The 25,112-nt window shown below is 62.3% G+C and carries 29 protein-coding genes; 9 read left to right on the plus strand and 20 right to left on the minus strand.

Annotated features, from left to right (window positions below):
- Window positions 1–17: 17 nt before the first annotated feature.
- Window positions 18–761: a 7-carboxy-7-deazaguanine synthase QueE gene (locus tag HGI47_RS15155; RefSeq protein WP_168853610.1), complete on the plus strand. Its 744-nt coding sequence runs from the start codon at window positions 18–20 to the stop codon at window positions 759–761.
- Window positions 762–921: 160 nt separating this feature from the next.
- Here HGI47_RS15155 and ssb read toward each other — a convergent pair whose 3' ends face one another.
- The 5 genes from ssb to HGI47_RS15180 all read right to left on the minus strand — a co-directional run bounded on the left by ssb (window position 922) and on the right by HGI47_RS15180 (window position 5,051).
- Window positions 922–1,476, minus strand: coding sequence for a single-stranded DNA-binding protein (gene ssb, locus HGI47_RS15160; RefSeq protein ID WP_168853611.1), 555 nt, complete (start codon window positions 1,474–1,476; stop codon window positions 922–924).
- 97 nt (window positions 1,477–1,573) lie between these two features.
- Entirely contained in the window at window positions 1,574–3,430 is a 1,857-nt protein-coding gene (locus HGI47_RS15165) for a ferrous iron transporter B (protein ID WP_168853612.1), read from the minus strand.
- Window positions 3,427–3,684, minus strand: a complete 258-nt coding sequence (locus tag HGI47_RS15170) for a FeoA family protein (RefSeq protein ID WP_168853613.1) — start codon at window positions 3,682–3,684, stop codon at window positions 3,427–3,429. Before HGI47_RS15170 ends, HGI47_RS15165 begins: the two co-directional genes overlap by 4 nt.
- A gap of 80 nt (window positions 3,685–3,764) precedes the next feature.
- Window positions 3,765–4,418: a COQ9 family protein gene (locus HGI47_RS15175; RefSeq protein WP_168853614.1), complete on the minus strand. Its 654-nt coding sequence runs from the start codon at window positions 4,416–4,418 to the stop codon at window positions 3,765–3,767.
- A gap of 18 nt (window positions 4,419–4,436) precedes the next feature.
- Window positions 4,437–5,051: an ankyrin repeat domain-containing protein gene (locus HGI47_RS15180; RefSeq protein ID WP_168853615.1), complete on the minus strand. Its 615-nt coding sequence runs from the start codon at window positions 5,049–5,051 to the stop codon at window positions 4,437–4,439.
- Between the two features lie 78 nt (window positions 5,052–5,129).
- Here HGI47_RS15180 and HGI47_RS15185 point away from each other — a divergent pair, with 78 nt between their 5' ends.
- From HGI47_RS15185 to HGI47_RS15210, 6 genes are read left to right on the plus strand one after another with little or no spacing between them, the layout of a single operon-like run.
- Entirely contained in the window at window positions 5,130–5,744 is a 615-nt protein-coding gene (locus tag HGI47_RS15185) for an SCO family protein (protein WP_168853616.1), read from the plus strand.
- Window positions 5,741–6,184, plus strand: a complete 444-nt coding sequence (locus HGI47_RS15190) for a YcgN family cysteine cluster protein (protein WP_206066224.1) — start codon at window positions 5,741–5,743, stop codon at window positions 6,182–6,184. The genes HGI47_RS15185 and HGI47_RS15190 overlap by 4 nt, the downstream gene beginning before the upstream one ends.
- Window positions 6,185–6,194: 10 nt before the next feature.
- A complete protein-coding gene (locus HGI47_RS15195; protein ID WP_168853711.1) occupies window positions 6,195–6,953 on the plus strand; it encodes a SprT family zinc-dependent metalloprotease in 759 nt (252 codons plus the stop codon).
- A 40-nt stretch (window positions 6,954–6,993) separates the two neighbouring features.
- A complete protein-coding gene (locus tag HGI47_RS15200) occupies window positions 6,994–7,497 on the plus strand; it encodes a hypothetical protein (RefSeq protein ID WP_168853618.1) in 504 nt (167 codons plus the stop codon).
- Window positions 7,494–8,465: a bifunctional diaminohydroxyphosphoribosylaminopyrimidine deaminase/5-amino-6-(5-phosphoribosylamino)uracil reductase RibD gene (gene ribD, locus HGI47_RS15205; protein ID WP_168853619.1), complete on the plus strand. Its 972-nt coding sequence runs from the start codon at window positions 7,494–7,496 to the stop codon at window positions 8,463–8,465. The genes HGI47_RS15200 and ribD overlap by 4 nt, the downstream gene beginning before the upstream one ends.
- A gap of 11 nt (window positions 8,466–8,476) precedes the next feature.
- Entirely contained in the window at window positions 8,477–9,100 is a 624-nt protein-coding gene (locus HGI47_RS15210; RefSeq protein ID WP_168853620.1) for a riboflavin synthase, read from the plus strand.
- Between the two features lie 87 nt (window positions 9,101–9,187).
- On the opposite strand, the gene HGI47_RS15215 is transcribed toward HGI47_RS15210, so the two are convergent.
- The 3 genes from HGI47_RS15215 to HGI47_RS15225 form a co-directional block, all read right to left on the minus strand.
- Complete coding sequence (locus tag HGI47_RS15215) at window positions 9,188–9,856, minus strand: alpha/beta fold hydrolase (protein WP_168853621.1); 669 nt, start codon at window positions 9,854–9,856, stop codon at window positions 9,188–9,190.
- Window positions 9,853–10,734 (minus strand): methylenetetrahydrofolate reductase, encoded by an 882-nt coding sequence (locus HGI47_RS15220; protein ID WP_168853622.1) that lies wholly within the window; start codon window positions 10,732–10,734, stop codon window positions 9,853–9,855. Before HGI47_RS15220 ends, HGI47_RS15215 begins: the two co-directional genes overlap by 4 nt.
- 79 nt (window positions 10,735–10,813) lie before the next feature.
- Window positions 10,814–12,211: an aminomethyl transferase family protein gene (locus HGI47_RS15225; RefSeq protein ID WP_168853623.1), complete on the minus strand. Its 1,398-nt coding sequence runs from the start codon at window positions 12,209–12,211 to the stop codon at window positions 10,814–10,816.
- Window positions 12,212–12,351: 140 nt separating this feature from the next.
- On the opposite strand from HGI47_RS15225, the gene purU reads away from it, so the two are divergent.
- Together purU and HGI47_RS15235 are read left to right on the plus strand one after the other, a co-directional pair.
- Complete coding sequence (gene purU / locus HGI47_RS15230; protein ID WP_168853624.1) at window positions 12,352–13,206, plus strand: formyltetrahydrofolate deformylase; 855 nt, start codon at window positions 12,352–12,354, stop codon at window positions 13,204–13,206.
- Window positions 13,207–13,282: 76 nt separating this feature from the next.
- Window positions 13,283–13,684, plus strand: coding sequence for a VOC family protein (locus HGI47_RS15235; protein ID WP_168853625.1), 402 nt, complete (start codon window positions 13,283–13,285; stop codon window positions 13,682–13,684).
- Here HGI47_RS15235 and HGI47_RS15240 read toward each other — a convergent pair.
- The 12 genes from HGI47_RS15240 to HGI47_RS15295 form a co-directional block, all read right to left on the minus strand.
- The gene (locus tag HGI47_RS15240) at window positions 13,681–14,418 is read right to left on the minus strand and encodes an alpha/beta fold hydrolase (protein ID WP_168853626.1); all 738 of its coding nucleotides are present in this window, start codon (window positions 14,416–14,418) and stop codon (window positions 13,681–13,683) included. The genes HGI47_RS15235 and HGI47_RS15240 overlap by 4 nt on opposite strands.
- Window positions 14,418–15,194: a glutathione S-transferase family protein gene (locus HGI47_RS15245; protein ID WP_168853627.1), complete on the minus strand. Its 777-nt coding sequence runs from the start codon at window positions 15,192–15,194 to the stop codon at window positions 14,418–14,420. The genes HGI47_RS15240 and HGI47_RS15245 overlap by 1 nt, the downstream gene beginning before the upstream one ends.
- Window positions 15,195–15,198: 4 nt before the next feature.
- The gene (locus HGI47_RS15250; protein WP_168853628.1) at window positions 15,199–15,948 is read right to left on the minus strand and encodes an SDR family NAD(P)-dependent oxidoreductase; all 750 of its coding nucleotides are present in this window, start codon (window positions 15,946–15,948) and stop codon (window positions 15,199–15,201) included.
- On the minus strand, window positions 15,945–16,406 hold the full coding sequence (locus HGI47_RS15255; RefSeq protein WP_168853629.1) for a beta-lactamase hydrolase domain-containing protein: 462 nt from the start codon (window positions 16,404–16,406) through the stop codon (window positions 15,945–15,947). Before HGI47_RS15255 ends, HGI47_RS15250 begins: the two co-directional genes overlap by 4 nt.
- Window positions 16,407–16,409: 3 nt before the next feature.
- Window positions 16,410–17,282, minus strand: coding sequence for an amidohydrolase family protein (locus HGI47_RS15260; RefSeq protein WP_370521744.1), 873 nt, complete (start codon window positions 17,280–17,282; stop codon window positions 16,410–16,412).
- Between the two features lie 79 nt (window positions 17,283–17,361).
- Window positions 17,362–18,786, minus strand: a complete 1,425-nt coding sequence (locus HGI47_RS15265; RefSeq protein ID WP_168853630.1) for an aldehyde dehydrogenase family protein — start codon at window positions 18,784–18,786, stop codon at window positions 17,362–17,364.
- A 45-nt stretch (window positions 18,787–18,831) separates the two neighbouring features.
- Window positions 18,832–20,937: a PQQ-dependent dehydrogenase, methanol/ethanol family gene (locus tag HGI47_RS15270; RefSeq protein WP_168853631.1), complete on the minus strand. Its 2,106-nt coding sequence runs from the start codon at window positions 20,935–20,937 to the stop codon at window positions 18,832–18,834.
- Window positions 20,938–20,972: 35 nt separating this feature from the next.
- Window positions 20,973–22,538, minus strand: a complete 1,566-nt coding sequence (locus tag HGI47_RS15275) for an AMP-binding protein (protein WP_168853632.1) — start codon at window positions 22,536–22,538, stop codon at window positions 20,973–20,975.
- Window positions 22,539–22,541: 3 nt separating this feature from the next.
- On the minus strand, window positions 22,542–23,327 hold the full coding sequence (locus HGI47_RS15280) for a glutathione S-transferase family protein (protein WP_168853633.1): 786 nt from the start codon (window positions 23,325–23,327) through the stop codon (window positions 22,542–22,544).
- Complete coding sequence (locus HGI47_RS15285; protein WP_168853634.1) at window positions 23,324–24,094, minus strand: glutathione S-transferase family protein; 771 nt, start codon at window positions 24,092–24,094, stop codon at window positions 23,324–23,326. The genes HGI47_RS15280 and HGI47_RS15285 overlap by 4 nt, the downstream gene beginning before the upstream one ends.
- A 245-nt stretch (window positions 24,095–24,339) precedes the next feature.
- Window positions 24,340–24,708: a hypothetical protein gene (locus tag HGI47_RS15290; RefSeq protein ID WP_168853635.1), complete on the minus strand. Its 369-nt coding sequence runs from the start codon at window positions 24,706–24,708 to the stop codon at window positions 24,340–24,342.
- Entirely contained in the window at window positions 24,708–25,112 is a 405-nt protein-coding gene (locus HGI47_RS15295) for a cytochrome c (protein ID WP_168853636.1), read from the minus strand. Before HGI47_RS15295 ends, HGI47_RS15290 begins: the two co-directional genes overlap by 1 nt.

Consider the following 25,112-nt stretch of genomic DNA (forward strand, 5'->3'; position numbering starts at 1 on the left):
AGAGGGGGCTTAAAGTCATGCTAACGCTCGCCACCGTAAACCCCGGCGAGGCGGAGGTTTTCTCCTCATTACAGGGCGAAGGCCTTGGGCTGGGGCGGCCTTCGGTGTTCATGCGCCTGAGCCGTTGCAATCTCGCCTGCCGCTGGTGCGACACAGCCTATACCTGGCGCTTTGAAGGCGACAATCGCCCGCACCGCGATGAAGTGGCGTTCGAGCGGGCGGAAAACCAGATCGCGATGAGCGAGGAGGACGCCGCTGCGCTGATCCTTGCGCACCCCGAAGACCGGCTGGTGATCACCGGGGGCGAGCCTTTGCTGCAAGGCGCGGCGCTGGCGCGGGTGGTCGCTCTGTTGAAAGCGGCGCGCCCTGCCCTGCATGTGGAGATCGAGACGAACGGGACCGTGGCGGTACACCCCGCACTCGATCCGCTGATCGACCAGTTCAATGTCAGCCCCAAGCTCAAGCATTCGGGGAACGATGCCGCGCTGGCGCTGGTGCCTGAGCGGCTGGCCGAATGGGCGCAGGATGCGCGCGCATGGTTCAAGTTCGTGGTGGCATCACCCGCCGATCTTGCCGAGATTGCCGCGCTGCAGGAGCAGTTTGGTATTGCCAGCGATCATCTGTTCGTGATGCCCGAAGGCACAGCCAGTGCAATCTTGCGCGAACGGTCGCGCTGGCTGGCCGAAGAGGCGCTGGAGCGCGGCTGGCGCTTTACCGACCGGCTGCATATCCATCTTTACGGAGATACGCGGGGGACTTGATCCCGGTCTCAAATCGCCTGTCCTTAAAAAAGCCTCTTCTAAAAACGAAAGCGCCCCCGCGCAGGCGGGGGCCTCAGTCGGTTTACGCTGCCGTTCCATAACAACACCGAGGCCCCCGCCCCCAAGTTTTCTCAGGCGCGGGGGCGCAATGTGGTTTTGCTCAGAACGGAATATCGTCGTCCAGATCGTCGCCAAAGCCGCTGCCGCCGCCTTGGTTCCAGCCACCGCCCTGCGATGCGCCACCCGAAGAGGCACCGCCACGCGCGCCACCGCCGTAGCTGCCACCGCCAGAACCGCCGCCCGACGAACCACCATCATTCCAGCCACCACCGCCGGACGAACGGCCACCGCCTGAACCGCCGCCCGCGCCGTCGAGCATGGTCAGCACGCCGCCCATGCCGCCAACCGAGATTTCGGTGGTGTAGCGATCATTGCCCGATTGGTCCTGCCACTTGCGGGTGCGCAGCTGGCCTTCGATGTAAACCTTGCTGCCTTTGCGCAGAAAGCGTTCGACAACGCCGACAAGGCCATCCGAATTGATCACCACGGAGTGCCACTCGGTGCGCTCCTTCTTTTCGCCGGTGGCGCGGTCTTTCCAGCTTTCAGACGTGGCGATACGCAGGTTGGCGATGCGGCCGCCGTTCTGGAAGCTCTTCACTTCCGGGTCGGCACCCAAGTTGCCGACGAGGATGACCTTGTTGACGCTGCCTGCCATCGAATCGTGTCCCTTTTGATCTGGCGGCTTGCCTAGCGCATCGACCCGCGCCACGGCGAGTCACCGTGGCAGCGTTTCCACAGCCGAAGGCTTCGTTTCAGCCCAATCCGGCGGCAGTCGCAGCCCAGAACGTAATCCCCGCCGCCGCATAGGCCAACGCGAAGAGGTAGGCGAGCATGAAGGCAGGCCATGTCCAGCCATTGGTTTCGCGCCGGGCAACCGCGATGGTCGAAAGGCACTGTGGCGCGAACACGAACCATGCGAGGAACGCCAATGCCATCGGCAAGGTCCAGCGCGATTTCAGCTGTTCGCCCAGATCAAGCGCGGCCTGCTCCTCGTCCTCTGCCCGCACGGCATAAGTCGTGGCGAGCGAACTGACCGCCACTTCGCGCGCGGCCATCGCGGGAATGATGGCAAGGCTCATGTCCCGGTTGAAGCCGATGGGTTCGAGAACGACCGACAGGCCATTGGCCAGCGTGCCTGCAACCGATGCGTTGATCTGATCCTGCCCCGGTTCGGCACGCGGGAAGTTTAGCAGAATCCACAGCGCAATGGTGACAGTGAAGATCATCGTCCCCGCACGCCGCAGGAATATCCACGCGCGCTGCCACAAGCCCAGCGCCAGATCCTTCACCGTGGGAAGCTGATACTTGGGCAATTCCATGATGAAGCCCGAAGCCGCGCCCTTCGTCACCGAGCGCCGCAGCACCAGCGCCACCAGCATCGCACCCAGAATGCCTGCGACATAGAGGCAGAACAGTACGAGGCCCTGCAAACCGACGCCGGGGCCGACTGCCCGGTTGGGGATGAACGCGGCGATGATCACCGCATAGACCGGGAGGCGCGCCGAACATGTCATCATCGGGGCGATCAGGATCGTCGTCAGCCGGTCCTTGGGATCGGTGATGCTGCGCGTGGCCATGATGCCGGGAATTGCGCAGGCGAAGCTGGACAGCAGCGGAATGAAGCTGCGCCCCGAAAGGCCAACGCCTGCCATCATGCGGTCCATCAGGAAGGCCGCGCGAGCCATGTATCCGGTCGCCTCCATCACGAGGATGAAGAAGAACAGGATCACGATCTGCGGCAGGAACACTACCACCGAGCCGACACCCGCGATAACGCCTTCGGTGAGGAGATCGCGCAGAAGGCTTTCGGGCAGCGTGGCCTTGGCGAAATCGCCGACTGCACCGACAAGCGCCTCAATGCCATCGGCAAAAGGCGTGGCCCAGGTGAACACCGCCTGGAACACCACGAAAAGCAGCGCGAACAGGATCGGCGGCCCGGCCCAAGGGTGCAGCAGCAGCTTGTCCATACGCGCATGGATGCGATGCTTCGCGGTTTCCGAAAGGATCGCCCCTTGCGCCATCTGGTGCGCCAGCATCCGCCGTTCGGGCAGAGTAACGTGCGGGCGCGGCGCGGGATGCGCAGCCTCTGGCCGTTCGCGCGCTTCGCCAATGGCAGCGGCCAATTCGGTCAGGCCGCGACGGCGCACGGCGACGGTGGGGATCACCGGCACGCCCAGTGCGGTTTGCAGCGCGGCGGGATCGAGCGTGAGGCCATCGCGCTCTGCCAGATCGACCATGTTGAGCGCAACCACGGTGGGGCAGCCCAGTTCAATCACTTCCTGCGCGAAGACGAGGTGCTGCTCGAGGTTGGAGCTGTCGAGCACCAGCACGATCACGTCGGGCTTCGCCTGCCCTTCCTGCTCACCCATGATGACCTTGCGGGTCACTTCCTCGTCCGGGCTGGTGGCATCAAGGCCATAGGAACCGGGCAGATCGACCAGTTCCACCGGCTCACCCGATGGCAGCAGCAGGCGGCCTGCCTTGCGCTCAACGGTAACGCCGGGATAGTTGGCGATCTTCTGACGCGCACCGGTCAGCGCGTTGAACAGCGCGCTCTTGCCCGCGTTCGGGTTGCCGACCAGCGCGGCGACTGTCGGCATCCGGCTCATGCCGCACCCCTTTCGGAAAGCGCCTCAACCGTCATCGCGCGGGCGTGGACCCGACGCAGGGCCACGGTCATGCGGCCAACCTCCACCGCCAGCGGATCACGCCCCATGAACACCCCGCGATAGGCAAGGCTGACCCGCGCCCCTTCATCCAGCCCAAGCGCGCGCAGGCGCTGCGCCTCTTCCGCAACGAGCGCGGACCAATCAACCGACGCGATTCGCGCAGGCGTGTTCAGGGGGAGTTGATCGAGCGTCACCAGTTCCCGCTGCCATAGCGCGGGGGTGATTGCAAGTCATTCGCAATAGAATTGCTCTGGATCAAAAAGAAGGTTCCGGCTCAAGCTGCCGGGTAACGCAACCTTCCCAGCAGGCGCATCAGCGAGAAGGTCTCGTCGCGCGGCTTGAGCAGCTTGGCTTTGGCCTTTTCGAACTGCATCACGTTCTCGATCCGGCGATCCAGAAACGCGCGCGTTTCTTCATGCCCCTCGCTGCTGTCCTGCGCGAAATAGGCCAGCGTGGCGGCATAGATCGAGCCGAGCGTCATGCGCTTGGTGTAATGGTTGTAATCGGTCGCCACATCGCCCGCGAGCCGCCACATCGCATCCGCGCTGGACCAGCCGAGCCGCGTGGCGGCGGGCACGTTCTGCGGCATGGCCATGATGGCCAGCGCGCGACGCAGCGCCTCCTCCTTGCCCACCAGCGCATCAAGTCGGAACTGCACGAGACGGCGAATACGCTCACGGATCGGCAGGTTACCCAGCTGGCTGGCGGGCAGCGCGGCGGCCATATCGGCATCGATCCGTTCGATCCACGCCGTGATCATCTGCATCGCGCCGCCATCGAAAGCGAATGCGGCCAGCGCCGGATCAACGCCTTCCATTTCGGCGGCTGCGGTCACAGCCTCGCTCTTCCAGCCATCAAAGGCGGCAGACTCGGCAATGGCCGGAGCAAGGCGGAGGCGCAGGGCTTCGAGCGAGGTATCTTCAGTCATATGCCTACAATGCCCGGCTCAGAAAGAAGGTCCATAGGTCTTCTTGGGCGCAGTGCCCTTGGCTTCGGTGGTCGACCGCTCGATTTCGCCAAGCACCGCGCTGCCCTTGTCCAGCGTGGCATAATCGCGCGCGGAACGACCGGAATTGTCCGGGCGGTCGGGGTTGGCCCCGGCCTTGATCAGCATCCGCACCAGCGCCAGATCCTTGCGATGGACCGCACTGATCAGCGGGGTTTCGCCGGTATTGTTCGCCTCATCAATGCGCGCGCCAGACTTGATCAGTTCGTCCACGCCTTCGATGAAGCCCATTTCACAGGCCAGCACCAGCGGGGTAACACCCCGATTGTCGCGTGCATTCACGTTCGCGCCCTTGGCGATCAGGAACTGCACCCACGTGAGGTCGCGGCGCGCGGTGACGATGTGCAATCCGGTTTGGCCGGTGGTGTAATCCTTGGTGTTGACGATCTGGGTGCCCGGCTCGTTCAAAGCCTCGGTCACCTTGTCGCCCTCTTTCTTGCGAACGGCTTCAAGGAACTTGTAGCTTTCGGAGAACTGGGCCTGCGCAGGAATAGCGGTGGCAGCAGCCAGCAGGATCGCCACCACGGTCAGCGGCCTGCGGATAATCGAAAGCATTCATTCCTCCTGTTGCGCGCCCCTGCAGCCTTACCGGCCGGATGGACTCGCCTCTTGCAAGGTCACGGTTAGCAGAGCATGAACCGGCGCGCCATGACCAGCACCTTCAAATCGTTAGCCGTCGCCCTTGCGGCAACCTGCACTTTCGCACTTTCGGCCTGTGGCGGAAGCGTGGGCGAAAGCCCGCCATTGGAAGGCGCAGCCATTGGCGGCAATTTCACGCTGACCGGCAAAGACGGAAAGCCAGTGAAGTGGAGCGATTTCAACGGCAAATACCGCATCGTCTATTTCGGTTACACCTTCTGCCCCGACGTTTGCCCGGTCGACATGCAAAACATCGGCCTCGGCGTGCGCCAGCTTGAAAAGGCGCATCCCGATCTTGCCGGCAAGGTCGTGCCGATCTTCATCACTATCGACCCGCAGCGCGATACGCCCGAAGTGGTCGGTGCCTTTGCCGCGAATTTCGGGCCGAACGTTATCGGCCTTACCGGGACAGAAACGCAGATTGCCGACGTTGCGAAGAAGTGGGCGGTGTTTTACGCCAAGCGCGATGGCGGCACGCCCGACGCCTATCTGATGGACCACAGCCGTGGCGTGTTCCTGATGGGTCCGAAGGGGGAACCGATTGCGCTGCTCCCGGCAGACAAGGATGCCAAAGCCGTTGCCACCGACCTTGAAAAGTGGGTGCATTGAGCGCTGACCGCTTCTGGGAAAGGCCGGTCGAGGCCCTGAGCCGCGAGCAGTGGGAAGCCCTGTGCGATGGCTGCGGCAAGTGCTGCCTGCACAAGCTGGAAGATGATGCGACCGGCGATGTCTATCACACCAATGTCGCGTGCAAGCTGCTGGACCTGAAGACCGCGCGTTGCAGCGATTACAAGCACCGGCGCGCTTTCGTGCCCGATTGCCTGCGGTTGACGCCCAAGCTGGCGCGGCAGTTGCCGTGGCTGCCCGATACCTGCGCCTATCGCCTGCGCGCCGATGGCGATCCCCTGCCCGAATGGCATTACCTGATCTGCGGTGATCGCGATGCGGTTCATCGCGCAGGCCAATCGGTCGTCGGCAAGGCCATCAGCGAGGTCGTGGCGGGGCCGCTGGAAGAGCATATCGTGCCAGCGGACCATTTCGATGCGTGAAACACGCGGAATGCTCGATTGGCTGCGCAAGGCCGATCCGCGCGCCAAGGAAGCGCCAGCGCCCAAGGGCGTATCGCGGCGCATGATCGCCGTGGGCGGGCGCGATCTGCCGCTGGTAATCCGCAAAGTCGGCCATGCCCGGCGTATGACATTGCGGCTCGCCCCGGATGGCAGCGAAGCGCGCGTGTCCATCCCGGCATGGGGCCGCGTGGGCGATGCCGAAGCCTTTGCGCGTGATCGGGCGGACTGGTTGGCCGGGCAACTGGAACGTCTGCCAGAAGCGGCGGCTATCGCGCCTGATGCAAGCCTGCTGTTTCGTGGCGAAACGCTGTTGATCGCCTGGCAGACGTCAGCGCGGCGTAAGCCAGTGATAGAACAGGGGCGCGTGATCGTGGGCGGCCCTGCCGAGGGCCTATCATCCCGGCTGCAAAAGTGGCTTGAAAGCGAAGCGCTGCGGCAGTGTGCCGAGGATCTGACGCATTATTGCACCCGTGCCGGAGAGCCACTGCCACGGCTTTCGTTGTCACGCGCCCAGCGGCGCTGGGGCAGTTGCGCTTCGGACGGCACGATCCGCATCAACTGGCGGCTGATCATGGCGCCCGATTTCGTGCGGCGTTCGGTCGTGGCGCACGAAGTCGCGCATATGCGGCACTTCGATCACAGCCCGGCTTTCCACGCACATCTTGCAGCGCTTTATGAAGGCCAAATTGACGCGGCGAACCGCTGGCTCAAGCGGTTCGGGCGCACGCTTTATGCACCATTCGGGTGAGAACTAGCGAAATGGCCGTCGAACCTCTATCTAGGCGCGCATGAAGGGTTTTTTCCGCAACGTCTCCCCGCGCCGCGCCGCCGTCGATCTGTGGGAAGTGCTTGGCGCTCCAAGCGAATACCGTCTGGTCGGCCTGCTAATGGCAGCGGCGGTCACCGGCGGCGTGTTCTATGTGATGAGCCAGCAGGGCGGCAGGGGTCTGCCCCGCCCGCCTGAGATCATCTATTTCCCCAGCTTCCTCGAAGGCCGCACCGACGCTGAAATCCTTGCGGAAAACCGCGAAGCCAGCGCCAAGGCCCGTGCTGCCGAGGCTGAAGAGGAAGCCAGCGCTGAGCGCGTGCGCCAGATGTATCGCGCAGTGGGCAATGCCACCGGGGTCGATGCCGACAAGGCCTATAAAGAAGGCAATGCCGAGCGCGCCGCGATCAAGGCCAAGATCGACGCCGAACGCAAGGCGATCCTTGACCGCAATCTGGTGAAGAACCCGGTGTTCGAGGCCGAACAAAAGAAGTTCCGGGAAAAGTCCGAAAACACCGGCGAATGAGCGCGGCGGAAGACCAGCGCTGGCTGAATGCAGCCGCTGCGCTGGCCGCGCGTGGACGCCCGCTGAGCAGGCCGAACCCTGCGGTTGGCGCGGTGATCGTCAAGCACGGCATAGTTGTCGGGCGCGGGTGGACGCAGGCTGGCGGAAGGCCTCATGCCGAAGCAGGCGCGCTGGCCCAGGCAGGCGCGGCGGCGCAGGGCGCGACGCTCTACGTAACGCTGGAACCTTGCGCCCACGCCAGCACGCGCGGGCCTTCGTGCACGTCGCTGGCGCTGGAAAGCGGCCTTGCGCGCGTGGTGATCGGCGTTGAAGACCCTGACCCGCGCACGGCGGGCAGCGGGATCGCTGCGATGCGGGCGGCAGGCATTGCGGCGGAACTGGCGCCCTGCCCTGCGGCGCGGGAATCGCTGGCGGGCTACCTGACGCGCACCGCTTCGGGCCGACCGCACATTACGTTGAAACTCGCAACCTCGCTCGACGGCAAGATCGCGCTGGCGGACGGGTCCAGCCAGTGGATCACCGGGCCGGAAGCGCGGGCGCATTGCCATGCGGAACGCGCGCGGGCAGACGCCATCCTTGTGGGCGGCGGCACGTTGCGCTCCGATGCCCCCCGGCTCGACGTGCGTCTACCGGGGCTGGAACAGCGCAGTCCGCGGCGGTTGGTTCTGACGCGCGGGGACGCACCTGCAGGATGGACGGCGGTTTCAGATATTGCCGCGCCCGGCGCATTTGGCGATGCGCAGTATCTCTTCGTTGAAGGCGGCGCGCAGGCGGCAGCGGCCTTTCTCGCCGCCGATATGGTTGACAGGCTGCTGATCTACCGCGCGCCGATCATCGTCGGGAATGGCCTGCCGTGCATCGCAGACATCGGCTTGGAGTCTTTGGCGCAAACGCACGGGCGCTGGCACAATGTCGACAGGCGGACGCTTGGCAGCGATGCGCTGGACGTTTACGAGCGGGTCCGCTGAAGGAGATTTCAATGTTCACCGGGATCGTCACCGAAGTCGGCAATATCCTCTCGATCGAGGAAATGGGCGACCGTCACATCACCATTTCCTGCGCGATGGACCCCGCAAAGATTGCCATTGGCGCTTCCATCGCCTGTTCGGGCGTGTGCCTGACGGTGGTCGATAGAGGCGGCGTGGCGGGTGAAGGCTGGTTCGCGGTGGACGTTTCGGGCGAAACGGTCAGCCGCACCGCGCCCGAACAGTGGCAGGCCGGTGCCCCGCTCAATCTCGAACCCGCGCTCAAGCTGGGCGATGAACTGGGCGGGCATATCGTGACGGGCCATGTCGATGCGGTGGGCGAAGTGGTGGGAATTTGCCCCGAAGGCGCATCGCTGAAGATCGGCATTTCCGCGCCGAAGGAACTCGCGCCCTATATCGCGGCAAAGGGTTCCATCACCGTCGATGGCGTATCGCTGACGGTGAACGAGATTGCCGACCAGCCCGACGGATCATGCCATTTCGCGCTGAACATCATCCCGCACACCGCCGAGGTAACCACGCTGGGAACGCTCGCGCCGAGGCGGAAGGTCAATCTCGAAATCGACGTGCTGGCGCGTTATCTCAAGCGGATGCAAAGCCTCGCCGCCCAGGGTTGAGAGGCATTTTCCGAACGACACCTAGATGCACCTAGATGCACCCAGGTGGCACCAAGGTGTTCAAAACGCAGCCAGAATGCCCGTAAATCAGGCGCAACCCAGCACGATCTGCAACAACTGTTCCGGCTGATCCGACATCAAATCGTGACTGGCCTCAGCCTCGTGATATTCCCACGCGGGATCGTCCTGCACGGCGTCGGCAAACTTCGCAAACGGTGTAGGCTGCCAGCCATTGGCGAAGACATAGATGCGCCGAGGGATTTTCGCTTCCTCGCCGGTGAAGCGCACCGCCTCTACCAGCGTGAGCAACGGATGCGGCGATAGGACCGCGCTTTCAAGGCCCGGCAGTGGGGCGACTGCGCCGGGGCTGTGCTTCTGGCTGCCGATATAGTGGTTGTGTTCCCAATCGCCGGTCAGATCCCAAAGCGACTGGCCATCGCGCGGCAGGAAGGCATCGACATAGACGATGGCGTCTATCCGGCTGCCAAGCCGCGTGGCAACGCCGGTAATCACCATGCCGCCCCACGAATGGCCGACCAGCACGAAGCGGTCTAACCCCGCGTCGGCGATCTGGGCGCAGACATCATCGATGTGCGTCGTCAGCGTGATGCCGGGATGGAACTCTGCCTTGCGACGGCCGAGGCCCGTCAGGTCGGCGGCGAGGACGCGGTGGCCGGCGGCGATGAGATCGGCTTTCAGGCGATCCCATGCAAAGCTGCCGCCCCATGCGCCGTGGACCAGCACGAAATCGGTCACTGATTGATGCCGTGCTTCTTATTGTAGCCCTGCAGCCATTCGAGGGTCTTGGTCAGACCGCCGAAGGGGTAGAAGTGCAGGCGGACCTTGCCATGTTCGGCGCCAAGGCCGCGCGCGAAGGCATCGACCAGCTTGTCCGGTCCGGCCGTGCCGAGCAGGTTCGTGACCGAGATACCGTATTTCTTGAGCACCGAGGTGGAGGCACCGACGCCGCAGCGGGCAGCAAAGGCCAGCAGGCGCTTGATCCCGGCGGGCCCCGGCACGCCGATGCGGACCGGGGCATCGATGCCGCGCGCGCGCAACTCCTTGAGCCAGTTCAGGAAAGCATCGGGATCGAAGCCGAACTGGGTGACGATCAGCGGGGCCATGCCGCGCGCGGTGATATCGGCCACCTTCTTTTCCAGCACCGCCCAGCATTCAGCTTCGGTCATGTTGGGATGCCCTTCGGGGTGCCCGCCGATGCCGATGGCCTTGATGCCGCTGCGTTCGAACGCGCCGGTGGCAATCAGCGCAGAGGTATCGAAATAAGGGCCGACCGGTTCGGGCGGATCGCCTGCGACGATGAAGCAGCGCTCAACGCCAGCCTGTTCGACCACGGCGCGCAAGTAGCCTTCGAAATCGTCTTCCGATGTGATCCGGCGGGCGGAGAAATGGGGCATCGGCTCAAAGCCGAGTTCGCGCACCGCAACTGTGGCCGCAACGCGGGCGGCAACATCCTCACCGGGGAGGAAAGTAATCGCAATTGGGGTTTCAGCCGGGATGAGCGGGGCAGCATCGCGCAGCGACGCTTCGTCCTTCGCGGTCATCTCAAGCGAGAAACCATCGGTGATCCCGTTGGGCACCTTGTCCCAGTTGGGATGGATTTGGGGTGTTGCCATGATCGGGATCCTCATTGAGTCTTGGGCGATCCGCCCGGCCACCTTTGCGGTGATCCGGGCGGAGCCTGTTTGATTGGCCTTAGCGAGCGGTGCGCCAGCCTTCGGCGTAGGCTTCACGCGCAACGCGGCTGTACGGAACCGGCGAGACGATCACGCGGACGTTGAGCTGCTTGTGCGGTTCGACGGTGGTCTTCCTGGTGCCGCCGTTTTCTTCGCCCCAGACCACGTGCAGTTCGGTCCCGAACGGGATTTCGGGATCGATCGTGGCGAGCGAAAGCGCCTGCTTTTCGTTGTAGGAGAAGCCGGTGAACATCGAGAGGCCAACGGTCTTGCCATCGGCATCGACAACGCGATCGTAGTTCGACGACGCATAGTTCGCGAGCGGAACGTCGAAGAACTTGTACGCTTCACCATCGGGGTTGAACATCGAAGCCATGATCTTGGCCATGTCTTCAGGATGCCAAGCCAGCGTCACCTTCTTGCGCTGTTCGGCGGGGTTCAGCGCTTCGAGAGCTTCACGACCGTGGAAATCATGGTCGAACTTCACGAAGTTGCCGTAACCCAGTTCCCACGGGTTGAGGTAGTAGTCTTCGATGTTTTCCGAAACGAACGACCCGCCGATGGAACCGGTTGCTTCGTAGCTGTCAGCCGCCAGCCATTCGCGGAAGCCCTTCAGCTTTTCGCCGGTGTAGATGGCGGGCAGCGGCGACGGGATCCAGCCCGACTCCAGGGTGTTCGAAGGATAGGCGCGGCTGCCGCAAGCGATCAGGCCGAATTCCTTGCCCGCTTCCAGAATGGCGGCGCGGATTTCTTCCTGCTCTGCATAGGGGCCCCAGATTTCAAGACCCGGTGCGCCCGACATGCCGTGGCGCAGCGTGCGCACGGTCTTGCCGGCGATGTTCATCGTCGACATGTTGAAGAACTTGAGCTGTTCGAGCGGACCGCCGTGCAGCTTTTCGATCACGGCCCATGCGTTCGGCCCCTGAATCTGGAAGCGCCATTCCTTGCGCGTCACGGGCTTGCCCATCGGACGCATCGGCGAACGGTCGTCCAGTTCGATTTCGCAATCGTAGCCGCCGGTGGCAGCGTGATAGCGCAGCCAGTTCGAGGCAGGGGCGCGACCGACATAGGTGAACGATTCTTCTTCTTCCCAGAAGATGATGCCGTCACCGATGACGTGGCCATAAGGCGTGGTGGGAACGTACTGCTTGGCCTTGTTGACGGCCCAGCCCTTGGGGCTGTTGATCATGGTGTCGGACAGCAGCTTCAGCGCGTCCTTGCCACGAATATACAGGTTCACCATGTGGTGCGACTGGTCGAACAGCACGGCGCTGTGCTGCCATGCCCACTGCTCCGAACGCCAGTTCGAGAATTCCGGTGCGACGACCGGATAGACATATGCACCAAGCTGCGAGTTGCGCAGCATTTCGACCACATTGCCGTTCTCGTTGATTACCTCTTCGAGGTTCTTTGCCATGTTGAACTCTCCCGACTGTGAAATGGCCAAGTTTGAAAAGACGAGTTGAAAAACTTGTATGCAACACATACAATCTCCGCAGAGATTCGCAATGGGAAATGTTGCGCCTTATGAGCGCGGCACAAACGGGAGAGATTTTGATGAGCGCATCGCTGATTCTGACGCTATCTTGCGAGGACAAGCCGGGGATCGTCTCGCGCGTGACGGGCAATCTATTCGAAGCTGGCGGCAACATCCGTGAAGCCCAGCAGTTTGATGACCCCCTGAGCGGGAAGTTCTTCATGCGCGTGGTCTTCGATCCGGGCGCGGGATCAGTTGACCAGTTCCGTGCAGCATTTGCGCCTGTTGCGCAGCAATTTTCGATGGAATGGAACCTGCGCGACACATCGGTGAACCGCAAGGTGGTGCTGATGGTCAGCAAGTTCGACCACTGCCTTGGCGATCTGCTTTATCGCACCCGCATTGGCGAACTGCCGATGGATGTGGTGGCAATTCTGGGCAACCACCCCAAGGAAGCGCTGAACATTTCGCTGATCGGTGACATTCCCTATTACCACCTGCCCATCACCAAGGACACCAAGCCGCAACAGGAAGCCGAAGTGAAGCGCATCGTTACCGAAACGGGCGCGGAACTGGTGGTGCTGGCGCGCTATATGCAGATCCTTTCCGACGATCTGGCTGCGTTCCTTTCGGGTCGCTGCATCAATATTCATCATTCCTTCCTGCCCAGCTTCAAGGGTGCCAAGCCCTATCATCAGGCGCACGCACGCGGGGTGAAGATGATCGGTGCGACCGGCCACTATGTGACCGCCGACCTCGATGAAGGCCCGATCATCCATCAGGACGTGGAAACGGTGACCCATGCCGACAGCCCGGAAGATCTGGTACGCAAGGGCCGCGATGTGGAACGCCGCGTGCTGGCCGAAGCAGTGCGACTCCATCTGGAAGACCGCGCGCTGGTGAACGGCAACAAGACTGTTGTGTTCAAAAGCTGAGCGCTTTGATCAGTTGAGATCTGGCGGCGGCGGGGGCACCATGCTCCTGCCGCCGTTTTGCTGCGGGAGAGAGACAATGCACGTCAACGCGCTGGACCACGTCAATATCATCACCGACCGTCTCGACGAGACGGCAGAGTTCTATCGCGCCCTGCTGGGGCTGGAGCGGCGCGATGGGCCGCCGCCGCTCACGCCGCAGAACGCGCAGTGGATGTATGATGCGGGCGGCAAGGCCATCGTTCACATCAACGCCGTGGATTGCCCGCGCGCCTATGACCGCGACGTGCAGCCGGGATCGTTGACCGGGGCGATCCATCACGTGGCATTGAACTGTTCAGGCTATGATGAAACGCTGCGCCGCATCAGCGCGTTGGGGCTGGATTGCCAGACCAACACAGTAGAGGCCATCGGTCTGCGGCAGATATTTACCGCAGACCCCAACAACGTGCTGCTGGAACTGAACTTCTTCGGCGACTAGGCCGGAATCGCACCTTCCAGCGCATCGGCCAGTTCCATCGGGAAGGACAGATAGGGGCTGTGATCTGCGGGCAGCGTCACTACGTTTGCACCGGGTGAAAAGTGCAGCATTCGGCGCTGGCTGTCGATCGGGATGGTGCGGTCTTCGGTGCACTCCACATAGGTGCGCGGAAGGCTGCCCCAGCGGTGGGGCGTGACATGGACCTTCTGTGCGCGTGGCGCGTGGGGTTCGGCCATCAGGCGCGCCATTGCTGCCGCGACCAGATGAGGCGGTGAAAGCTGGGCGAACACCGGCGCAGCATTTGCCGCATCGATCTCTGTCGCCACGCCTTCATGAACCTTGCGGATGATGCCATCGAAGGCCGGGTTGGCACCTTCAAGCTGCTTGAATTCGGCGCGGCTCATGCCATCGGGCAGCATCATCGCGCAGATATAGACCAGTGCATCCACCGCAGCCGGATCGCGCTCTGCCGCCGTGGAGACGACAAGCCCTCCGCGTGAGTGCCCGGCGAGAACCACCGGCCCAACGCCTTGCGCTTTCAAATCGCGGCAATGCTGCGCAGCAAATTCGCCCCAGCCATCCAGCGTTACAGCGGCCATTTCCGCTGCCGTGCCGCCCATGCCGGGAAGTGTGGGCGCGACAACCGTGTGGCCCCGCGCACGCAGAATGTCCGCCACCAGATCGAAGCACCAGCCGCCGTGCCACGAACCGTGAATGAGAACGAAACCGGCCATCAGCGGACTTCTCCCGACCAGACCCGGAGACCCGGTGCGGTGCGGTCTTCACCCTTCAGCGCTTCGGCAATGGCTGGGCGGGCGGTCATGCGGTCGCGCCATTCGCACAGGCGCGGGGCACGTGCGGCGATTTCCATTTCGGGGAACATGCGTTCAACCATGATGCCGCAGTGGGAATAAAAATTGATGTCGGCAAGGGTATAGGTATCGCCCGCCAGCCAGCGGGTTTGGCCAAGTTGTGCTTCCACTTTGGCGACAGCATATTCGATTTTCGCCGTGGCATTGGCAAGGTCTGCTTCGGAAAAGCCGGAGCGGGCGGTGGCCCATTTCTTGCGCTGATCGGGCAAGGGAATGCTTTCCAGCAGCTTTTCGAAATCGCCACTTTCGATGTTGCGTGCGATGACGCCGACCATGCGGTGCCAGCCGTGCATTGAAACGAAGTTCATCACGTGTTCGTCAACGAACTTGTTCCAGTAGCGCATCCGGCTTGCGCCCACCGGATCGCGCGGGCGCAGCGGGGCGTCGGCGGGCTGGGCATCGGGGAAGGCGTCTTCCAGATATTCGTTGATGACGGTGGTGTGGGTGATGATCGCACCATCATGGTCCAGCACAGGCACCTGACCTTCGGGATTGATGGCGGTGAACCACGGCTGATGCTGTTCGAACTTGTGCAGATCGACATAGATGCTCTCGTAAGCCAGCCCCTTTTCCTTCAGGGGAATCATAGACTTCAACGAGTTCGCCAGCGGTTCGGCGTGGTAGTATTTCAGGCTCATCGGTTCAGACTCGCATTGTGCCAAGCATGCCGCCGTCCACGGCCCAGCTTTGGCCGGTCACGTGGCTGGCGGCATCGGAAAGAAGGAAGGCGGCGACTTGCGCCAGTTCTTCAGGCTGCCCGGTGCGGCCCTGCGGGACCGCCTTGGCCATTTGTTGCGCGGCTTGCGGAGGAAGGCCATCGAGCATCGGGGTTTCGATCAGGCCGGGCACGATGCAATTGCAGCGCACGCCGTGTTCCGCCGCTTCGTTGGCCACTGCGCGCGACAGGCCGAGCACCGCGTGCTTGCTGGCGACATAGCCCGCGTTCATCGGCAAGCCGCGCTCGCTGGCAAGGCTGCCAGTGACGAGGATCGCACCGGTTGCGCGCTGCTTCATCGCGGGTAATGTGTGCTGGATTGCCCAGAACACGCCTTTCAGGTTGACCGCCATGACCGCATCGAACGCTTCGTCGGTATAGTCTTCAACGGGCGCGAACATGCCGCCGATCCCGGCGTTGAGGAACAGCCCGTCAATCGGGCCATTGGCGGCGACGGCATGATCAAGCGCGGCGTGCAGCGCGGACTTGTTGGCCACATCGGCAGCGGCGAAGGCGGTGTTGCCGCCGAGATCGTGTGCGGCCTGTTCCAACAGATCGGCGCGGCGGGCAATCAGGGTGACGTTTGCGCCCGCCGCGACGCAGCATTTTGCCGTGGCGCGGCCTATGCCGGTTGAAGCTCCTGTAATGACAATGTGCTTGCCGGTAAGATCGGTCACGTATCGCTCCGTGCGATGAAGGCGGCCCATACCCGCGCCTCGTTGCTGTCATGCCCTTCGGGCGACCACTGGCGCTCCATGATGGCGCGGGCTTCGGCTTCGGGCATCTGGCGATGGTCGCGGTTGAGGCGGTAGAAGAAGGCCGAAACGCGCCAGTTCATGATGCAATGGACGTGAACGGGCTGTGGGCCGTCCTTCACCGCATCGACGAATGCGGCGAAGTGATCCTCGCCCGGCGCATCGAACGGCACGGGGATGTGGGTATAGGCGATGCCGTGTGCGGCCAGTTTCTCTCCCTCGCCTGCCAGCGCTTCGGGATGGGTTTCCAGTGCCAGATTGATGACGTGGCGCACGCCAAGATCGGCAAGGCGCGCCACGTCCTTATCCTCGATCCGGCCAGACGTGGTGGTTTCGGCGTCGAGCCTTTGCCACGCCCGGATATCGACCGGATCGGCCATCGTTCAGGCTAACCCAAGCAGGCGCGCGGCGTTGTCCTTCATGATGCCGGGCATGACTTCTTCCTTGAAGCCGACCTGCAGCGCCGCATCGATCCACTTTTGCGGGTGGATCAGCGGGAAGTCGGAGCCGAACAGCATCTTCTTCTTCAGTTGCGTGTTGGCGTACTGGATGATCTGCGGCGCGAAGTATTTAGGCGACCAGCCGGACAGATCAATGAACACGTTGTTCTTGTGCAGCGCCATCGACAGGCTTTCATCCACCCACGGCCATGACGGGTGGGCAAGGATGATCTTCATGTCGGGGAAATCGACCGCAACGTCATCCACCAGCATGGGCTGGCCGTATTTCAGGCGCATCCCGCCGCCGCCGGGCATACCTGTGCCCATGCCGGAATGGCCGGTGTGGAAGATGGCAGGTAGACCGTATTCGGCAATGACTTCATAGATCGGATAGCCGACGCGATCTGCCGGGTGGCAGTTCTGGGCGATGCCGTGAAACTTAAAGCCCTTCACGCCATAGTTCTCGATCAGGTCACGCGCTTCTCGCGCGCCGAACTTGCCCTTGTGCGGGTCGATAGAGGCAAAGGCGATGCAGATGTCGTCGTTCTTGAGCGCCATTTCAGCGACTTCGTAGTTCGACACGCGCTTGGCCCCCATGCCGCATTCGGCATCGACTGTGAACATGCAGAAAGCGATCTGCTGTTCGCGGTAAATCTCGACGATTTCGGGCATTTTTGGCCGTTCGCGCGGGGCCTTGAAATAGGTGCTGGCCGCATCGAAGAACTGGCCCATGACCGGATCTTCGGGATCGTGGCACGAAATCTCGGCATGGACGTGAACGTCGATGGCCTTGATCTTCGAAAGGTCGATGGGCACGGAATTGTTCCTTTGTTTGGCAGCGTCAAGCCAGCCCTGCCGCGATACGGCAGAGCTGGCTTCAGCATTCAGGCGCGGATCAGACCAGCGCGTCCTTCTTGACGGTGATCACCTGCGTGTAGGTGAACTCCTTCAGGCCTTCGATGCCGTATTCAGCGCCAAAGCCGGACTGCTTGTGACCGCCGAAGGGCGCGAAGGGCGAGAGGTGGAGGAATTCGTTGATCCACACCGTGCCAGTTTCAAGCTGTTCGGCAATCTTCACGCCGCGTTCCGCGTCCTTGGTCCACACTGCGCCCGCAAGGCCGTAGTCGGAATTGTTGGCGCGTTGGATGACTTCCTCTTCGGTCGAGAACTTCATCAGCGGCATGACCGGTCCGAACTGCTCTTCGGCCACGATGCGTGCGTCTTCGGGCGGGTTGTCGAGGATGGTGATCGGCACATAATAGCCCGAACCCGAAGGATCGACATCGCCACCGACGAGGAACTTGTAGCCGTTGTCCTTGGCGTCCTGAATCAGTTCGCACACGCGCTCGAACTGCTTCTTGTTCTGGATGGGGCCAACGCCGGTGCCCTGATTGGCGCCGTCACCAACCGTCACGCCCTTGGCATATTCGGCAATCGCGGCGCTCATCTCGTCATAGATGTCTTCGTGGATATAGACCCGCTTGGCCGCGACGCAGATCTGGCCGGCGTTGGTGAAGCTGGACCAGAAAAGCTGTTCGGCAACCTTTGCCACATCGGCATCGGGCAGAACGATGGAAGCGTCGTTACCGCCAAGTTCAAGCGTGATGCGCTTCAGGTCTTTCGAAGCGCCTTCCATGATGCGCTTGCCGGTGGCGGTCGATCCGGTGAAGGTGATTTTGTCGATATCGGGGTGCGAGGTCATCAACGGCCCCAGCGAATCTTCGCCGGTGATGATGTTGACGACGCCTGCGGGCACGATGTCCTTGATCAGTTCGGCAAACTTCAGCGTGGTCAGCGGCGTGAACGGCGACGGCTTGAGCACGATGGTGCAGCCCGACAGGATGGCGGGCGCGATCTTCTGCACGGCCATCAGCACCGGGAAGTTCCACGGCACGATCCCCGCGACAACGCCCACCGGCACGCGGCGCGTGCGGCTGAGGCGCGTATCGCTATCCTCGTTGATCGTCTCTTCAAGGCTGAGGGTGGACTGCGCGCTCATGATCGCGGCGCTGGCACCGATTTCGTGCTGCGCCTGATGATGCGGCTTGCCCTGTTCGCTGGTGAGCAGGCGATAGAGTTCGTCGAAGTTCGCTTCGACGGCGGCGGCCATGTTGCGGATGACGGCGCGGCGATCATCCACCGGCGTCTTCGACCAGGTTTTGAACGCGGTCCGCGCGGCGGCAACCGCACGGTCCAGTTCGGCAGCGCCACAGGCAGGCACGCTGCCGATAACCTGTTCGTTCGCCGGGTTCACGACATCAAGCGAGGTTGCCGTGGTGACAAGTTCACCATTGATCAGATTGGGATAAAGCTGCGTCATGATTCTCTCCGAGGGTTATAGTTGCTATGATTCATAGCAATCTTGTTAGTGCCCTTCCAGTGCCTTGTCCTCGTTGGCACGTTTTATCACGTAATGCCGGATCGATTCGATCTGCTCCTTGGTCATATATTTGCCCCAGCCGATCATGCCGTTGTCGACCAGCGCACCGTCATGCACGACAGTTTGCCACGCACCGGCATCGGCATTCACGCCGCTGTGGCGCAGATCGGGCAGCAGACCGCCGATGGCTGCATCGCCGTGGCAGACCGTGCAATATTTGCCATAAAGGTAGCTGCCCTGCGCAATCGTGGCAGGAGTGCCAACAGGCGCAGGCGGATCAAGCGGACGTTCTTCGAACGGCGGCGCATCGGGCAGCTTACCCTTTCCGCCCAGCTTGAACACCAGCAGGCGGCTAATGTTGCGCACCGGGCCAGACTTGTCGGCCAGCACGCCGGTTGCCAAAGGCCACACGCCACCCCAGCCTGCCAGAACGGCAACGTACTGATCGTTGCCGACCTTGAACGTAACAGGCGCGGCGACGACGCCGGTCTGCGCCGGGAACGACCACAGTTCCTTGCCATCCTTGGCGGAATAGGCTGCGAAAGTGCCTTTGGCATTGCCCTGAAACAGCAGACCGCCCGCTGTTGCCAGCAGGCCACCGTTCCACGGCCCGGCGAACGGAATGCGCCAGCGTTCCTTCTTTTCTACCGGATCCCACGCGACCACAGCGCCCGTCGTGGCGGCCTTTGCCGCTTCGCGCGCTTCCTTGATCGCAGGCATCGCACCGGCAGAACTGTCCAGCCCCACGTTGAAGCCAACGGCCTGCGGCTTCCAGTCTTTTTCAGGGAAATAGGGATAGGCCGCGAATTGCGCCGGGATATAGACCAGACGATTGTTCGGATCAAAGGCCATCGGGTGCCACGAATGCGCGCCAGCCGCACCGGGTGTGCTGATGAATGGCTTGCCCGTCTTGTCATAGCGCGCTTCGGGATTTTCAATCGGACGGCCATTGGCATCCAGACCCTTGGCCCAGTTCACCGGGGCATAGGCGTTGCCCGAAATGAACTGCCCGTTGGTGCGGTCCAACACATAGAAGAAGCCGTTCTTGGGCGCCTGCATCAGCACCTTGCGCGGTTTTCCGTCAATCTGAAGGTCCGCCAGAATGATGTGCTGAGTTGCGGTGAAATCCCACGTTTCGCCGGGGGTTTCCTGAAAATGCCAGGCGTATTCGCCGGTCTTGGCCTTGATCGCCACGATGGACGACAGGTAGAGGTTATCGCCACCACCGGGCGAGCGATAAGCCTGATTCCACGGGCTGCCGTTGCCGACGCCGATATAGAGCAGATCAAGCTCAGGGTCATAGGCCATCGCATCCCAAACGGTGCCGCCACCGCCCAGCTTCCACCATTCGCCTTTCCAGGTGGCTTCGGCCTTCTTGAGATATTCCTCGTCGTTCTTCCCCGGCATGTCGGGCACGGTGTAGAACCGCCAGACCTGCTTGCCGGTTTGCGCATCATAGGCCGTAACGTAGCCACGCACGCCCATTTCCGCGCCGCCATTGCCGATGACGATCAATCCGCCAATCGCACGCGGTGCGCCGGTGATCGTATAGGGCTTGGACTGATCGACGGTGACGGTGGACCACACCTGCTTGCCGGTGTTCCGATCCAGTGCAATCAGCCGACCATCAAGCGTGCCGAAATAGAGCTTGTCACCCCATGCGGCCATGCCCCGGTTCACCACGTCACAGCAGGCCTTTACCGCGGTTTCGCCCGGCACCTTGGGATCGAATTCCCACAGCAGCTTGCCCGTCAGCGCGTCATAGGCCTTGGCCTTGGACCACGCGGTGGTGATGTAGATCTTGCCATCGATTACCAGCGGCGTGGCTTCCTGTCCGCGCGCGGTGTCCATATCGGCAGACCATGCAAGGCCCAACTGGCCGATGTTTTCCGGCGTGATCTGGGTGAGCGGGCTGAAACGCTGTTCGTCATACGTGCGACCATAGGACAGCCAGTTCGCCCCATCGCCCGCGATGATCTGCTGTGCATTGACGCCGGGATCGGCATTGGCAGCCATCGTGCACGCGGCCAGTGGCAACGCCAGCGCCAGTGTTCCTGCGAGCACGAATTGCAACTTGCGGTTCAATCGCATCTCAAACCCTCTCACCCAGTCCGGTTATCGCCGGATCAATTCACCATGCGGTCGCTGTTGCCCCAGTACGGAGCGCGCAGCGCCTTCTTGTCCATCTTGCCCGCTGCGGTGCGCGGAATCGAGTCCACAAACTTGACAGATTTCGGCGCTTTGACTCCGCCGAGCCGATCCTTGGTATAGGCGATGATCTCAGCCTCGGTGATCCCGTCTGCAACCACCACGGCGTGAACCTGTTCGCCCCACTTTTCATGTGGAATGCCGAATACACAAGCTTCGCGCACGGCTGCGATCTCGGTCACGGCAGCCTCAACCTCGGCAGTGAAGACGTTGAACCCGCCGGACACGACCATGTCCTTTTTGCGGTCTACAATATAGAGGTAGCCGTCTTTGTCGAACTTGCCGACATCGCCGGTGTGGTGCCAGCCGAACTTGCGGATTTCGGCGGTTTCCTCAGGCTTTTCAAAGTAGGAATGCGTCACCAGCGCACCGCGCACGCAGATCTCACCCGCCTCACCCAGCGGCACTTCGTTGCCATCGTCATCCAGCAGGGCAACCTTGATCGAGCGCGAAGGCTTGCCGCAGGCGGCCAGCTTTTCGGGCGCTTCCATCGCGAACTTTGCCACATCCTCGGGCGGGAACCATGCAACGATCATCGGGCATTCGACCTGCCCATAGGACTGGCACATCGCCGGGCCGAACACTTCGACCGCCTGCCGCAGTTTTTCCGGGCTGCACGGCGAACCGACGAGGATGAAGATGCGCAAGCTGGAGTAGTCATGGCTGCCCAGTTCGGGCGAGGCCAGCAACTGGTACAGCGCCGTCGGCGGCAGGTACATGTGCGTGACCTTGTGCTCCGCAATGGTGCGCAGCACGCGCTCTGCATCGAAGCCGGGCAGGATCACCTGCGTTGCGCCAAGGCTCAGCGTCGAAAGCGCAATCGGCCCCGCCGCATGGGTGATCGGCGCAGAGACAAGCGCCACCGGATTATCGGTGCGACCGCCCATGCCATCGGCAGCGGTTTCGATCATCGTGCCCCAGCCAAGGTTGGTCACGTTCGCGCCCTTTGAAGGGCCAGTCGTGCCTCCGGTGGGGAAGATGCCGACCATGTCCATCAGGTTGCCGAAGGCGTCGATTTCCGGCTCGACGAAGTCTGCTTCGGAAACGCCGTCCATGAACTCTTCAAGGCTGGGGTCATCGCCCATACGCTGATCGAGGCAGACGAAGTGCTGGAGCGTGGGGCACAGGGCCTTGAGCTGCTCCACCTCGTCAGCCTTGGACGAATGATAGACCATCCATTTGAGGCGGACGTAGTTGATATAGGCGGCGTTCGCATCAATCGCGTTGCGCGTGTTGACCGGAATCCACTTCCCGTTCGCACGCCACATGGCGAGCAGCGCGACCAGCAGCATCCCGTCGTTCGGACCATAAAGACCAAGCAGATCCTGATTTTCGAACCCGCCTTTTTGCAGCGCCGCAGCGATGCGCACCGAAAGCGCCTTCGTTTCGGCAAACGTCATTGAAAGACCGGTATCGGTATCAACAATCGCAAGGCGCTGCGGGTTGCGATCATGGCCACGGTCAAAATAGTCGATAGCGCGCATTGGTTATCCCCAACGGTTGATTTCTGGCCCCGGCGCCCATGCGCGGAGCGGGTCTGGAACAGTGGCGCGGGCAAAAGCCGCCTGAATGCAGGGCAGCGCAGTGGTGCGTGCCAGCCATGCCTGTGTGCGCGGTGCTGCGGTGAACGCTTGCGGCAAAAGCGGCTCCATCGCGGCAAGCCACGAGTACGTCACCAGATCGGCAATGGAGAAAGACCCCATCAGCCAATCGCGCCCATCGACCAGTTGCTTTTCACAGCGTTCGACCGCAGCGGCGACCTTGGCTTCGCTATCCGCGATCTGCGCGGCATCAATGCGGCCATCGTGCAGCGCCTGCCAGCGTTCGCGCAAATCGTCCGATGCGATACTCGCGGTGATATCCGCAAAACCCTCTGCCGGGATGGCCGCAAGGGCCGCCTGCGCACTGGCGACATTGCCCAGCAGCGCCGCGGCGGGCGAAAGCCGCTCGGTGATCTGGCGGCACCACATCATCATTTCCCAGCGGGCAAAAGCATCAGTCGGCTGCAAGCCCGCGCCCCCGGCTGCTTCATCCAGATACTGCGCGAGGAAGACAGATTCGGTCATCGCCTCTCCATCTGCCACCAGCACCGGCCCTTCACCCTCAATCCCAAGATCGAGCGCGATTGAGTCCGAAATACCGGGCAGTGCATGACGCTCTCCCGCCAGCAGATCGATGTGGCGACATTCGATAGCAAGGCCCGATTCCGCCAGCGCCGCCAGGACGGTCAGCGAAGCGCCATTCGGCTCGCCGTGATAGAGAATGGCGCTCATCCTTCGATCTCCGCCATGATCAGGCCATAGCGATGGGCGAGGTCCGTTTTCCCCATCGCCCACGTCTTCTTGACAGCATCGCGGCTGTAGACACGCTTCAGCCAGCGCATGATGTTCGGCGTCTTGTCCTTGCCCGCCAGATCGGGCTGCGACAGTGGCAGCGAATAGGTGCTGTTGAAGATGTTGATATCGGCCAGCGTATATTGGTCAGAGCCGACATAGGGCCGCTTGCCCAGTTCCTCTTCCAGCTTGGCGATGCCCAGCCCCACACGGCGGCGGCTTTCGGCCATTTCGCTGTCCGAGAAATTGCCGCTGATCGCCTTGCGCCATGCCACGCGGCGTTCAGGCAGTGGAATGCGTTCGATCGCGGCATCGAGTTCTGCCGGGTCACGTTGGCGCACCATCGGCCCTACGAACACGCTCCACCCGATCATGGAAAAGCTGGGGCCGAGCCACTGGTCCATGAACTTCATCCACCAGCGCACCCGCCAGCGGTCCTGCGCATCACCGGGCATCAGATCAGGCCCGGCGAACTGGTCGTTCACATATTCCATGATCGCGGTGCTTTCGGTCAGCACGCGCGAACCGTGGGTCATCGCCGGGATCGTGCCCTGCGAGTTGATCGCGAGGTATTCCGGCTTGTGCTGATCGAACTGCAGCATGTCGATGTAATGGCTGGCAAAGGGCACGCCCTTTTCCATCAGCGCCAGCATCGGCTTGCCCGAATTCGCATTCGGCTCCCAGTGATAGAGGGTAACCTCGTCCATCCGCCGCCTTGCCTCTCTCCCGATTCCGCTTGTCACGGAATTTGTTAGTAACACATACTAAATCAGCGGGAGCGCGGGTCAAGCCCGCTCGTCTCGAAAATTCGTGTCATGGCTATGGCGAATGCGCAGACCAGCGCACCCCGCCGATTTTGCGGGTTTCACGCAGTGCAACGGCGCGGATGGCAAAAGGGGCACGTCCCAAAGAGACGCGCCCCTCAAGCTTTCTGGACATCCGACGCGAGGGATCAGCGCGCAGTCATGGTCCAGCGGAAGAGATGGTTGCGGCCAGAGAGCGGCGCGGCCACAAGCATTTCTTCCGTGAGTCGCAAGCCCTGCTCCTCAAGAAGCCCTCTTAGCGCAGTCCAGTCACTCCAGCGAGTGAGGCCCGTCACCCTTTGCGGGGAACCGAGCGCACGCCGTGCGTTTTCCAGCCCATCGGCCAGATCGATTTGCTGCGCCCCGTGCTGCGTGGCGGCAAAAGCGAGCGATTCCGGTACACGGCTGTCAAACGCCACCAGCGGCGCATCGCCAAGGCTGGCGGCAAAGGCGGGCGCGGCAACAGCCGTTCCAGCCAACGCGCTGCCTTTCAACATCGAACGGCGGGAAAGGCGCATCAACCTGCCTTCCCCAAATAGGCCGCCACGGCATCAAGCTCGGCGTCGGTCAGATCAACCTTGGTCTGCTGCGGCATCGCGCCCTTGCCCATGCGCACCACTGCTTTCACGTAATCGCGGGTCAGATCGTCACGGTTGGCAAGCAGGCCCTTTTCCGGCGGATTGCCCGCCATCATCTGCTGCTTGGTCAGCAGGTTGGTGCCCATGCCACCAACCAAATGACAATAGCCGCACTGCGCCTCGAACACGGTCTTGCCATCGCGGCCCAGCTTCAATCGGTCACCCTCTGGCGCAACCGGGCGCATCATGTAGGGCGGCATAGGTGGGGGGCCTCCGGCAGGCGGCGCGGCATAGGCGGCAGCGCCCACGGCAACGAGAGCGGCGGCAATCACGATACGCTTCAT

It is taken from the genome of Novosphingobium sp. ERN07, assembly GCF_012641335.1.
Taxonomy (GTDB): domain Bacteria; phylum Pseudomonadota; class Alphaproteobacteria; order Sphingomonadales; family Sphingomonadaceae; genus Novosphingobium.

Coding starts and splice junctions, on each gene's coding strand:
- HGI47_RS15155 (WP_168853610.1), top strand. CDS start 18: ATGCTAACGCTCGCCACCGTAAACCCCGGCGAGGCGGAGGTTTTCTCC.
- ssb (WP_168853611.1), bottom strand. CDS start 1,476: ATGGCAGGCAGCGTCAACAAGGTCATCCTCGTCGGCAACTTGGGTGCC.
- HGI47_RS15165 (WP_168853612.1), bottom strand. CDS start 3,430: ATGAGCCGGATGCCGACAGTCGCCGCGCTGGTCGGCAACCCGAACGCG.
- HGI47_RS15175 (WP_168853614.1), bottom strand. CDS start 4,418: ATGACTGAAGATACCTCGCTCGAAGCCCTGCGCCTCCGCCTTGCTCCG.
- HGI47_RS15180 (WP_168853615.1), bottom strand. CDS start 5,051: ATGCTTTCGATTATCCGCAGGCCGCTGACCGTGGTGGCGATCCTGCTG.
- HGI47_RS15185 (WP_168853616.1), top strand. CDS start 5,130: ATGAACCGGCGCGCCATGACCAGCACCTTCAAATCGTTAGCCGTCGCC.
- HGI47_RS15195 (WP_168853711.1), top strand. CDS start 6,195: ATGCTCGATTGGCTGCGCAAGGCCGATCCGCGCGCCAAGGAAGCGCCA.
- HGI47_RS15200 (WP_168853618.1), top strand. CDS start 6,994: ATGAAGGGTTTTTTCCGCAACGTCTCCCCGCGCCGCGCCGCCGTCGAT.
- ribD (WP_168853619.1), top strand. CDS start 7,494: ATGAGCGCGGCGGAAGACCAGCGCTGGCTGAATGCAGCCGCTGCGCTG.
- HGI47_RS15210 (WP_168853620.1), top strand. CDS start 8,477: ATGTTCACCGGGATCGTCACCGAAGTCGGCAATATCCTCTCGATCGAG.
- HGI47_RS15220 (WP_168853622.1), bottom strand. CDS start 10,734: ATGGCAACACCCCAAATCCATCCCAACTGGGACAAGGTGCCCAACGGG.
- HGI47_RS15225 (WP_168853623.1), bottom strand. CDS start 12,211: ATGGCAAAGAACCTCGAAGAGGTAATCAACGAGAACGGCAATGTGGTC.
- purU (WP_168853624.1), top strand. CDS start 12,352: ATGAGCGCATCGCTGATTCTGACGCTATCTTGCGAGGACAAGCCGGGG.
- HGI47_RS15235 (WP_168853625.1), top strand. CDS start 13,283: ATGCACGTCAACGCGCTGGACCACGTCAATATCATCACCGACCGTCTC.
- HGI47_RS15240 (WP_168853626.1), bottom strand. CDS start 14,418: ATGGCCGGTTTCGTTCTCATTCACGGTTCGTGGCACGGCGGCTGGTGC.
- HGI47_RS15245 (WP_168853627.1), bottom strand. CDS start 15,194: ATGAGCCTGAAATACTACCACGCCGAACCGCTGGCGAACTCGTTGAAG.
- HGI47_RS15255 (WP_168853629.1), bottom strand. CDS start 16,406: ATGGCCGATCCGGTCGATATCCGGGCGTGGCAAAGGCTCGACGCCGAA.
- HGI47_RS15265 (WP_168853630.1), bottom strand. CDS start 18,786: ATGACGCAGCTTTATCCCAATCTGATCAATGGTGAACTTGTCACCACG.
- HGI47_RS15270 (WP_168853631.1), bottom strand. CDS start 20,937: ATGCGATTGAACCGCAAGTTGCAATTCGTGCTCGCAGGAACACTGGCG.
- HGI47_RS15275 (WP_168853632.1), bottom strand. CDS start 22,538: ATGCGCGCTATCGACTATTTTGACCGTGGCCATGATCGCAACCCGCAG.
- HGI47_RS15280 (WP_168853633.1), bottom strand. CDS start 23,327: ATGAGCGCCATTCTCTATCACGGCGAGCCGAATGGCGCTTCGCTGACC.
- HGI47_RS15285 (WP_168853634.1), bottom strand. CDS start 24,094: ATGGACGAGGTTACCCTCTATCACTGGGAGCCGAATGCGAATTCGGGC.
- HGI47_RS15290 (WP_168853635.1), bottom strand. CDS start 24,708: ATGCGCCTTTCCCGCCGTTCGATGTTGAAAGGCAGCGCGTTGGCTGGA.
- HGI47_RS15295 (WP_168853636.1), bottom strand. CDS start 25,112: ATGAAGCGTATCGTGATTGCCGCCGCTCTCGTTGCCGTGGGCGCTGCC.